This is a genomic window from Staphylococcus sp. EG-SA-2, from assembly GCF_017152085.1.
In genome coordinates this window covers 1-759 of record NZ_JACYHC010001055.1, presented here as the reverse complement: position 1 = coordinate 759, position 759 = coordinate 1, and the positions used below count along the sequence as shown (strand labels likewise).

General features: G+C 30.0%; 1 protein-coding gene and 1 pseudogene. Both read right to left on the bottom strand.

The window, feature by feature from the left end; all coding sequences use genetic code 11:
- A partial coding sequence (locus IDG60_RS17865) for an ATP-binding cassette domain-containing protein (RefSeq protein WP_048537146.1) occupies positions 1 to 132 on the bottom strand: 132 nt, incomplete at its 3' end.
- Between the two features lie 517 nt (positions 133 to 649).
- A pseudogene (locus IDG60_RS17860) lies at positions 650 to 759 on the bottom strand (DedA family protein); the annotation flags it as partial.

The window sequence follows — 759 nt, the reverse complement described above, 5'->3', positions numbered from 1 at the left end:
AGTTGTTTTACCTGCACCATTCGCTCCAACGAGACCAACTATTTGTCCGCGTTTCAGCTTAAATGATACATCTTCGAGAATCGTTTTGTTGCCTATCTTCTTTGTTAAATGTTCTATTGTTAAAACATCCATATCACTATCTCCTTTGCTATTAAATAATCTGAATCTTAAGATTTTATATATAAAATTAATTTTATCACATAGCAAGTGTTATAAAAATACGGATTTAAAAAACTTTAATAATATAAAAGATAAATATGAATACGAGTATTTTTGTAGCATGCAAATGGCATTGCTACATTTATTAAAATGCGCAATTTGTTATGAGTGACTTTTTTGAATAGAAGGCATATTAAAGTGACGAAAACAGTTTGTGTGGAAGACAGGGTAAATTCTGCTTATTTAAGATGATAGTTTGTATTATAGATGGATTGTGAGATGCGTTTGCGGAATAAATGGTACATACTGAGGGAACTGAACTTTTATGGGAAACTTCATTATATCTCTTAACGTAAAGGGTTTTAGATGACTTTCAACTAAAGTATGCCAAATAAACCTAAAAAAGCAGTAAATCATTCCAGCCATCGAAATGATTTTACTGCTTTTTATTTATAGCAATTGAAAATATACCATTATACTAACAACAATATTATTTTACTCTCTTACGTTTGCCAATGTAACGTATAGCAAAGTAAATGACTGCGATAATGATGACAACATACATAATACGTGAATATGTATGAAGACCAGTCATCAACA